Origin of the sequence: Streptomyces sp. H27-H5, assembly GCF_026627505.1 — a bacterium.
GTDB lineage: Bacteria > Actinomycetota > Actinomycetes > Streptomycetales > Streptomycetaceae > Streptomyces.
In genome coordinates this window covers 1-9065 of record NZ_JAPNLK010000170.1, presented here as the reverse complement: position 1 = coordinate 9065, position 9065 = coordinate 1, and the positions used below count along the sequence as shown (strand labels likewise).

The 9065-nt window shown below is 70.3% G+C and carries 7 protein-coding genes and 3 pseudogenes; 5 read left to right on the top strand and 5 right to left on the bottom strand.

What is annotated here, in order from left to right; translation table 11 throughout:
* Positions 1-1005: 1005 nt before the first annotated feature.
* The 3 genes from OTB19_RS40280 to OTB19_RS40270 all read right to left on the bottom strand — a co-directional run bounded on the left by OTB19_RS40280 (position 1006) and on the right by OTB19_RS40270 (position 4358).
* Positions 1006-1587, bottom strand: a complete 582-nt coding sequence (locus OTB19_RS40280; RefSeq protein ID WP_267803791.1) for a hypothetical protein — start codon at positions 1585-1587, stop codon at positions 1006-1008.
* 448 nt (positions 1588-2035) lie between these two features.
* Positions 2036-2608: a snapalysin family zinc-dependent metalloprotease gene (locus OTB19_RS40275; protein ID WP_267803790.1), complete on the bottom strand. Its 573-nt coding sequence runs from the start codon at positions 2606-2608 to the stop codon at positions 2036-2038.
* A gap of 721 nt (positions 2609-3329) precedes the next feature.
* Positions 3330-4358, bottom strand: coding sequence for an aldo/keto reductase (locus OTB19_RS40270; protein WP_267803788.1), 1029 nt, complete (start codon positions 4356-4358; stop codon positions 3330-3332).
* A gap of 144 nt (positions 4359-4502) precedes the next feature.
* Between OTB19_RS40270 and OTB19_RS40265 the strand changes: the two genes are divergently transcribed.
* Positions 4503-4832: a hypothetical protein gene (locus OTB19_RS40265; protein ID WP_267803786.1), complete on the top strand. Its 330-nt coding sequence runs from the start codon at positions 4503-4505 to the stop codon at positions 4830-4832.
* 126 nt (positions 4833-4958) lie between these two features.
* Positions 4959-5114 carry a hypothetical protein gene (locus tag OTB19_RS40260; protein ID WP_267803785.1) on the top strand — a complete coding sequence of 52 codons (156 nt, stop codon included), beginning with the start codon at positions 4959-4961 and terminating at the stop codon, positions 5112-5114.
* Between the two features lie 227 nt (positions 5115-5341).
* Here OTB19_RS40260 and OTB19_RS40255 read toward each other — a convergent pair.
* A pseudogene (locus OTB19_RS40255) lies at positions 5342-5536 on the bottom strand (dihydrofolate reductase family protein); the annotation flags it as partial.
* 1408 nt (positions 5537-6944) lie between these two features.
* Between OTB19_RS40255 and OTB19_RS40250 the strand changes: the two are divergent.
* Positions 6945-7070 (top strand): annotated as a pseudogene (locus OTB19_RS40250) (DUF1048 domain-containing protein); the annotation flags it as partial.
* On the opposite strand, the gene OTB19_RS40245 reads toward OTB19_RS40250, so the two are convergent.
* A complete protein-coding gene (locus OTB19_RS40245; RefSeq protein WP_267803784.1) occupies positions 7028-7291 on the bottom strand; it encodes a hypothetical protein in 264 nt (87 codons plus the stop codon). The pseudogene OTB19_RS40250 and the gene OTB19_RS40245 sit on opposite strands and share 43 nt — an antisense overlap.
* A 320-nt stretch (positions 7292-7611) precedes the next feature.
* Here OTB19_RS40245 and OTB19_RS40240 point away from each other — a divergent pair, with 320 nt between their 5' ends.
* The gene (locus tag OTB19_RS40240) at positions 7612-7974 is read left to right on the top strand and encodes an SAV_915 family protein (RefSeq protein ID WP_267803783.1); all 363 of its coding nucleotides are present in this window, start codon (positions 7612-7614) and stop codon (positions 7972-7974) included.
* Positions 7975-7987: 13 nt separating this feature from the next.
* Positions 7988-8956 (top strand): annotated as a pseudogene (locus OTB19_RS40235) (diaminopimelate decarboxylase family protein); the annotation flags it as partial.
* Positions 8957-9065: the final 109 nt, after the last annotated feature.

Genomic DNA, 9065 nt, shown 5'->3' with positions numbered 1-9065 from the left:
CATTCCAGCACCTCCAGCACGACGACAACCCGACCCAACGAGCCTGCCGCACCAGCACCCACCCCATGCCTGACCAGGAAGAATCAACCGATCAAGCGACGGCCCTTCCGGTTCAGCAACGGCTTCTGAGGCAGTCCGCCTTGTGCCCGCTGGGCGGGACGATCCCCTGCGTGCAGTACTGCACGTCCTGCCACAGCGGGTCGGTGTCCGCGGGACTGCCGCAGAGGGCTTGCATTTGGGCCGGGGGGCACGGGCTCGGGCCGCCGGGAGGCGGCGGATCCGTCGGACAGGGACAACACGACGAACCGCCGGAACCGGGCGGCGGACACGCCGCCGCGGACGCGCTGCCGCCCGCCCCGGCCAGCAGGGCACCCGCACCCAGGGCACCGGAAAGCGCCACGAACTGACGCCGGGGCATGCCGTTCGGCGTACCGGTCGCATTCATGCAAGGACTCCGATGGTCGACGACCTCTGCTTCGACCGACCAACCTAGGCGCCGGACCGCCGGCCTCACGGGAAGGTGCGGGAGAAGCGCCCAGGATTGCGCCGGAAGGCCCAACAACACCGGCCCGCAGCGCTCAGCCGGCGGCCGGGGCGAGGGCGCGCAGCCGGTCCAGGCGGGCGCGACTGCACGTCCATCGCCACGTACATGACCAGCCGGCGTCCAGCGAACCATCGGGACGGGGCGCACCATCAGCCGCCTGTACGCAAACGGCGAGATCACCGGAGCAACCGTTCCCGCCCTCGGAACGCTTTCGATCGAGCCGGACGAGCAGGGACCACACGAGACCGGGGACCGGGACGGGGACGTGATCACCTGTGCGCGCAGTGCGGGCGAGCGCCCGCCCGGGAACGACGCCCCAACCAGGACCGTGACCGGTTCGTGCTCGTCAGGCAGGCGGGCCTGACCGGACAGTGGACCCGGACCGGGTGCCACGGAAGTTGGATCAGCGGCTGCTGTTCAAGGCCCGGGAGCCTCATGCCGGCCACCTCCCGATTGACGGTTCAGCGCATGCGGACGGTTACCTCAGGGAGCGGCACGTCGGACAGGTTGAGCTGGAGCCCGGTCATGGTCAGATCGGTCTGCGAGTCGCCCAGCGCGTTGGACGGTGCCTGGGTCGTCCCGCGCGCGTGCACCAGCAGGTACCAGCCCCCGCGCTTGTAGCTGCGGGAGGTATCGGCGCTGTCGCGGTGCGGGTTCAGCACCCAGCCCTGGCGCTCCAAGTCCGCAGAGATCGCCTTCACTTTGGGCTGGGCGGCGGCCTTCTCCAGGACGGCCGTCCAGCCCGTCCTGTTCAGTTCGGATCCGGCCGGGACCGTCGACTTTCCCTGCTCCGGGTCCAGGCCCGCCGCGCGGACCGCCGTCCGGATCACCTCGTCCACCTCGTCGCGGGTGAGGGCAGGCGACGTGGGTTCAGGCTCCGGCACGGGCACCGACGCGGATACGGACGGCTCGGCCACGGGCGCCCCCAGATGCACACGCCCGTCGTCGTCGATCTGTACCTGGTTCGGCAGGATCACCGCGGCCAGACTCACGACCAAAGTCGCGGCCAGCGCGATCCACACCCTCTTCAAAAACGCGTTCAACGTGAGACTCCCCCCGAAAGATCATTCGGGGGAGTCTCACACATCCCGTTCGGCACCCGGCAGCCAAGGTGCCGGGAGCAGAACCCGCTACTTCGCCTTCTCGGCTGTCAGCTTGTCGAACTCGTCCGGGGTGTCGAGCCAGCGCCCTTGCCGGAGTTGACGGTGCGCGACGTACCGTTGATCGACACGTCGAGGCCCTGGATGCTCTGGTCGTGGATGGCCTGGCGTCCTCTTCGACCCACGGCATGTACCCGATCTCCTTGCCGCCTGGTCGAAGGCGGGCGTACGCAGACCCAGCAGCTGCTCTGAGAGCTTCACCAGAGTGGCCGGGAAGCCGAACTCACCGTCCGATCCCTGCTGTCGCTCGGCGAGTCCGTCGGCAATCGATCCGATCCCGGCCGCCTTGAGCCGCCAAGCCCCGCACCGGCCCACCCGTCGACCCCGACGATCAGGGGGCGTCGATGAGTACCCGGCCGTCGGTCGGCACGGTTGCCGCGAGTCCGTTCGCGTACGCGTTCTGCACACGGGACCGCTCCGTCGCGTTGGGCACGGCATTGGTGCAGGCAGTCCCGGCGGTGGACCCGGACATCAGCTGGGAGCACGGCCCCGGCTTGGTGTCCGGCAGGCCCAGGCTGTGGCCCAGCTCGTGCGCGGCGATGCGCGTCTTGTCGTACCCCTGACTCACCGCCTCCGCACCGAGTTCGACTCGTACCTGTCGCCCCGGACGGACCGGGCCGAGGGTGGCCTGCGGCCAGCCGGTGGTGGCCACGATGACGATCTCGGCCCGGACCCCGGGCGCGGCCTCCACCAGCCGAACGTTGCCGACGTTCGCGTTCCAGGAAGCGACCCCGGCCGCGATGGCCGCTTCCCATCCGCCGGCCCGACTGTCGTCGTACCGGAGCGTCACTACCGCTGCGGTGGCGTCCGGTATGGGCGTGGGTGCCGCGGTCGCGGCGGTTGCCGCCGCGAGAACCATCGCGGCGGCGGAGGTGCCGACTTTCAGCCAGGTGCCCAGAGACATGGTCGTCTTCCTTCACGCGTGGGGGACCCGGCCCCTCGGCGGAGCCGGGGCACTGGAGAGGCCGCCACCGCCCGCCTGTGGCCCGCACGTTCGGACAGCCGCCTCTCCGGAGCCCTAAGAACGTAGCCCCGCACCCCACCAACCCGTGACGCACCTGCCGGCCAATTCCCGCAGGCACTCCAGCCGATGCCCGGTCAGCGGGCAGCACCACTCAGGGGGTCGCGCGGACGTGCTCGACGAGCCGGCCACGGACGGCCGCGTCGGCGCAGCGGGCGGCTTGCGGACGGCCAGGCCGCAAAGACAAGGCCAGGGACCCTCGACGAGGCTCTCCCGAAGGAAACGTGACCACGCAGACGGGAATTGGGGCGCCTGGCTGGAGAAGCACACCGTCCCGGTGGATGCGATCGCACTGAACTTCCACGACGCCGCCGTGATGGCATGACAGCTCTGCGACGAGGGTTGACTCGCCCCCGAGGCGCTGTCCGAACTCGCGCGGATGGACGAGCGCGTCTTCCCGGTGGACTCGGGCACCCGGCTGTCGGTCGCGCTGCCCGTCGACTCCGTCGCCCCCAGCGGTGACCCTGGAGACGGCGCACACGCCATGGACCCCGGATACCCGAACACCTCGGTGTCCTTCGGGGTGACGACCCTGGTGCCGGGCCCCCGGGCTCCCGCTCGGTCCTCGCCTACAACTCCGCGCTGCGGGCCCGAGGGAAGCGGGTCAGGAGGCGCGGCGTCGCAATGAGGGATCTGTGATCGCGGGTGCGGGAGTCGGGTTCTTCTCCTGTGGTGCGAGGTCCACTCCGGGGGACACGATGGCATCGATGGCGTCGAGGATCTCTGCGGGCAGGATGGTGTCAGCGGCGGCCAGTTGGGAGTGCAGATGTTCCATGGTCCGGGGGCCGATCAGGGCGCTGGTGACCAGTGGGTGGGCGGTGACGAAGCCGAGTGCCATCTGGATCATGGTGATGCCGGACTCGTCGGCGAGAACGGCCAGCTTCTCAATGGCATCCATCTTGGCGCGGTTCTCCGGAACGGAGACGTCGAAGCGCTGAGGCATGAACGCGGACCTGCTCGTGGTGACTTCGCGGCCCTCGCGTACGGCTCCGGTCAGCCAGCCGGACGCCAGCGGGCTCCACACGAGTACTCCGAGGCCGTACTCCCCTGCGAGCGGCAGAACCTCGCTTTCGACAGCGCGTTGCAGGATCGAGTAATTCGGCTGCTCGGTGACGTAGCGGCCCAGCCGGTGCTCCCGGGAGGTCCACTGGGCCTGCACGAGCCGGTACGCGGGGAACGTGGAGGTCCCGAAGTACCGGATCTTGCCGGCGCGCTGGAAGTCGGTGAGCGCCGAGAGTGTCTCCTCGTCCCTGGTCCGCGGGTCCCAGCGGTGGATCTGGTACAGATCGATGTGGTCGACGTCGAGCCGACGCAGGCTGTCATCAAGGGCCTTGGCGAGCCAGCGACGCGAGGCTCCCTGGTGGTTGCGTTCCTCGCTCATGGGCAGGGCGGCCTTCGTGGCGAGCATGACGTCATCCCGGCGCGCGGCGAGCGCCTTGCCGACCATCTCTTCCGACTGCCCACCGCTGTACATGTCGGCGGTGTCGATGAGGTTGATCCCGGCATCCAGGGCGGCGCCGACGATCCGGTCGACATCGTCCTGGGTGGTGCCGCCGATCGCGCCGAAGTTCATCGCCCCCAGCGCCAGCGAACTCGCCTGGACACCGGTGCGTCCCAGCGTGCGGTACTGCATTGTCGTCCTCCGGGAAATCGGGCTCGTCCCTTGGCCAATGGGGGTGCCAGGGACGGAAACATGACGAAAGCGAAGCGGAACAACGCTCCGCTTCAAGATACGGAACATTGATCCGTTTCTGCAAGCGACAGGGCAAGGCTTGGCATGCCGGGAGACAAGCAGGACCGGGCCACGACGGCTACGGCCGAATGGCAGCAGGCGGCGACCGCCCTCTCCGCACCCACCGCCGGCCGCCGCGAACTCGACGCCCACCAGCGCTGCGAACGCGCCCGCGTGCGCCGCCCCGCCGACCCGCTCTACGCCGTCCCCACCCGGCTGGGCAACCTGGTACACGCCTCGGAGCGCCGCATCGCCGACCGCTACGGTCGCGCCCGGCCGTCGTGTGGTCCGCCCTGTCGCGGGTGCTGCCCGAACTCGTGTTGCTCACAGCCGAACTGGCTCGGGCGACCTTGGACCGGGCGACGGCGAGCCTGATGTGGGCGATGACCTTCGCGGCGGTCATGGCGCCCGTCTCCTGCTGGGTGGTACCGGCTGGACTGCTGGTCGTGACCGTCGTGGCGTACGGCTCTCTGCCCGCGCTCGCAGCGGTTCGGCGGGGTGATGGGGAGTACTTTCGCCGTGCACCGCACGGACCTGTACCGGGCGCTGCGGCTGCCGGTGCCCGTCTCACCCGCGGAGGAGCAGGCGGCCGGTAGGGCGCTGACCGTGCACCTGCTGCGGGGCTCGGACGACCCGACAGTGCGCTTCGTACCCTGACCCGGTTGGCGACGGACGGGCCGGCTGCCCACCCCCGCTCGTACGGCGGTGGGCGCTGCTCGTGGCGACGTCGGGCGCCCGCTGAGCGCACCGCCGCGCGCGAGGCGTGCGTTGAAGGCCACGCTCACGCTCTCAACGTGCTGGGCGGAGTGCCGGCTGGGAAAGTCCACTGAGGTGCCGGGCGGATCCGCGTCGGCCGCCCGACCAAGGGCACCCGCTCAGATCGGTCAACGGCGCACCCGATAGCGCAGGTGCAGCACCCGGTTGCCCTGAATCACCACGTCAGCATCCTCCAAGAGGTTCTGCGCGTGGACCGACCCGAAGTAGCGCTTGCCGGACCCGAACACCACGGGTACGACGTCCATGCGCACCTCGTCGATCAGGCCAGCGGCAAGCACCTGGCCACCGACGTCGCCGGCGGCGTGCGGCGAGCAGCAGCAGCAGCCCCATGACGTTGAACCAGCCCAGCAACGCCACCAGCACGGCGTACGTGATCGGCCATCGTCGGCGGTCGTCCCCGTTCAGGACCTTGGTCAATGCCCCGGTGGCCAGGACGGCCGCCGCCATGGCGAAGGCGAATGAGCGCCCCTCTTGCGCGTAACGGGATGCCGTCGGCGCCACCGCGAGGTGCCAGTCCCGCACATGTGCCGAGTTTGGGCCCGCCGAGCGTGCGGCCCAGCCATACCGTGCCAGCCACGGCGATGGCGACCGCCGCCGCCGAGGGAACGCGCATCGTGAACTCGGTCACCGATGTCATCTGCCCCACCACGTGCATCAGCACGTAGTGCAGTCCGTGCACCGCGTCGACCCGGCCGAGCAGTGCGAACAACTCCGACCAGGACCGCCGCGCCACGTCCATGGTGACGATCTCGTCCGTCCACGCGGACGGTCCCGTGTTGCCCTACACCCCAAGTGCGAACGCAAGAACCGGCATCGCCCACCCGGCCACGCGTGTCGACATGACGAATCGTCGGGAGCTCCGCCGGCCGGGTACTGGGGATGCGGTCGGAGACAAAAGGACTGTCACAGCGTCCCCTCCGTCACGGGCACACGGCACACCAGGGTCACAGGATGTCCTCCACACGATCGACACGAGCCGGAACAACGACGGACCCGAGCGGCATGTGCATGTAATTCGGACGTCTCGACCCGGCGAGACCCTCCAGGATGCCGCAACCTCCGCGATGCGCGCCTCGGCCATATGGCCGGCCCCGCCTCGCCAGGCGGCTCAGCCGACACCACCTATCGGTGCCTGTCGGTTGCCGCAGGCCGTGAGCCCTTCACTGTGCCGGCGCCAATGGGCGCCGCGGGCACTGTCCTCGCAGACCCGGCCACGGCGTGGGGAGCTACGGAACCTGGGGGTCGGATGGTCCGGCCGTACTCATGGACTCCGCCGAAGCGGGCTCCGAACTGGACGTCGAGTACCCCGGCGGCGGGATGCCCCCCAGGCCTCGGCGCCGCTTCCTGCCGGCCACTGAATGGTACGCGCCACCCACACCGAGGTGGATGAGGAGAACTCTGTCCGCCTGGTCCAGCCTCTGCCCACCGAATCCTGAACGGACAACGCTTCCGTCACGTGTGGTCAGGCGCGGCACGCAAGGTGGTGCAGATGAACGATGCCGAGCATCGCGTGGTGAACGCCCTCGCCTAGCAGGCGGCAGGCGCGCAAGAAGGAGCCCCGGATCCCGAGGCCGGCCTGGGAGTGCCCGGCGGACGCCTGTCCTTGCGCTTCTTCTGTCGTAACTTCCCCTCCATTGGTGGTGACGAGTCGCGCCCTGGGCGCCTTGGCGTTCTCCGCATCCAAGACCGACAGGATCCCGACCCTGTGCCGGCGTCCTGGAACTCATCGGCACCGACGTCGCAGCGTTCTGCGACGACCTGGTCAAGGACTCGCCCACCTACGCGGGCCTCTATCAGGAATCCGGCAGCGGGAAACCCGGCACGGCCGAGAAGTAGGACCGACGGCAGCCAAGCACTTGAGGCGGCACGGCCGGATGCGTCCACAGTATGCCCACCACCAGGAGGTCATCGGAGCGGCGGGCGGTGTCCACGAGGGCGGCGCCGGGTGTGGCCCGTACGGTGAGGCCCGCGAGGGTGACGCCGGGCTTCGCGGCTCCGAAGGCGCCGTCGAGTACCTCGCGCAGCCGTTCCACTGCGGCGGCACGGCAGGCCGTCAAGGCCGTGACGTTGCAGGAGCTGGGGCTCCCGAGCTCGCTTCCGGGAGCCCCACCATTCCCACGACTCCATGAAGGGCCAGGGCGACACGTGTGGCGGATTGCCGATGTCTTTCTGACGCGGCCCCCGGAGTTCATGACGTGCTCCTGACGGCGCCGGGCCTCGCCATCAGTGAGCCGTATGGAGTCGGGTCGCCGCCGTCAGGGTCCCGTCAACGGGCGACCACAGGCGTGCGGTCGCGGGCATAGCGTCGATGTCGCGCCCCGGACCGCCTCCCCGCATCCGGGGCCTCATCGGCCGCTCGTGGTTCCCTGGAGGCCCCATGTGTTTGTTCCAGTACGAAGACGACCCGGAGCCTGAGGAACGGACCCCGGCCGGACCCCTGTACGTGCCGGCTCGGCCGGGTCCCGCCCAGGCGGTGGTACGCCTTTTCCGCACCCCGCTGGGTGCCCGTACCGCCGTCGGCTTCACCACTCCCGAGCGGTTGACGGCCACTTTCGGCGCGCAGCAGCCCTGGGTCCGGCTCTCCGCGTCCGCGCTCCGAGCGATGGCCGAGCCCCTCGGGGCATCGCTGCTCACCGTCGATCCGACCCTCACCGCCCCCTCGGCCACCACGGCGACGGCCCCCGGACCGGTCGACGTCGCGGTGCTCCAGGCACCCGAGACCGCTGCCCGGACCGTCTGAAGGGAATCGCACCATGACGATCGCCGCCCTCCCCGAGGTCGCGCCCCGTACCGATGACCTGTCGATATGGCCCGCGTCCACGACCCGGCTCCCGCACGGCGGCGTTGCCGTCGGCGGGGTGTCGCTGGCCGAGCTCGCCGAGCGGTTCGACACTCCCGCCTACGTCCTGGACGAGGGTGAGGTCCGCGAGCGTTGCCGCACCTACCGCGACGCCTTTCCCGAAGCCGAAGTCCTTTACGCAGCCAAGGCGTTCCTCTCCCGGGCGATGGTGCGCTGGGTCCAAGAGGAAGGACTGGGCCTGGACGTGTGCTCGGCCGGGGAGCTGGAGCTCGCGGTGACCGTCGGGTTTCCGCCCGAGCGGATCGTGCTGCACGGCAACGCCAAGTCGCCCCGGGACATCGCGACCGCGCTGCGGCTCGGGGTGGGGCGGATCGTGATCGACAGCCCGTCCGAGATCGCCCGCATCGCCGCCGCCGTCGGCACCCACGGCCACCAGAAGGTGATGGTGCGCGTCGTACCGGGCGTCTCGGCCGGAGGCCACGACAAGATCCGCACGGGAACGGACGGCCAGAAGTTCGGCCTCTCCCCCTCCGACGGCTCCGCACAGCACGCCATCGCCCGGATCCTGGGCCAGCCGCAGCTCGAACTCACGGGCCTGCACTGCCACATCGGCTCTCAGATCACCACCGTGGAGCCGTATGCCGTGGCGCTGCGGCGCATGGTGGAGCTGATGGCCCGCATGCGCGACGAGCACGGCGTGGTCCTGCCCGAACTGGACATGGGTGGCGGCCACGGCGTCGCCTACCGGCCGGGCGAGGCGACCCTCGACCTCACCGCGCTCGCCCGGCAGCTGCGCGTCGAACTGATCGAGAGCTGCGCCGCCACCGGGCTGGCGGTGCCGCGGCTCGCCATAGAGCCGGGGCGCGCGGTGGCGGGGCCGGCAGGGGGCGCGCTGTACCGGGTCCTGGCGGTCAAGCGCACGCACTAGGTCGTCTCTTTCGGATCTTGTCGGTGAGGGCCGCGGTGTCCGGTGCCGTGCCTGGCAAGGCGGAGGGGCGCCCGTGTACTGGCCGGTCTCGGGCGCCCCGCCG

Bases quoted from the DNA above. Each gene is read 5' to 3' on its own strand.
- OTB19_RS40275 (WP_267803790.1), bottom strand. From the start codon at position 2,608: ATGTCTCTGGGCACCTGGCTGAAAGTCGGCACCTCCGCCGCCGCGATG.
- OTB19_RS40265 (WP_267803786.1), top strand. From the start codon at position 4,503: ATGCCGGGAGACAAGCAGGACCGGGCCACGACGGCTACGGCCGAATGG.
- OTB19_RS40270 (WP_267803788.1), bottom strand. From the start codon at position 4,358: ATGCAGTACCGCACGCTGGGACGCACCGGTGTCCAGGCGAGTTCGCTG.
- OTB19_RS40240 (WP_267803783.1), top strand. From the start codon at position 7,612: ATGTGTTTGTTCCAGTACGAAGACGACCCGGAGCCTGAGGAACGGACC.
- OTB19_RS40260 (WP_267803785.1), top strand. From the start codon at position 4,959: ATGGGGAGTACTTTCGCCGTGCACCGCACGGACCTGTACCGGGCGCTG.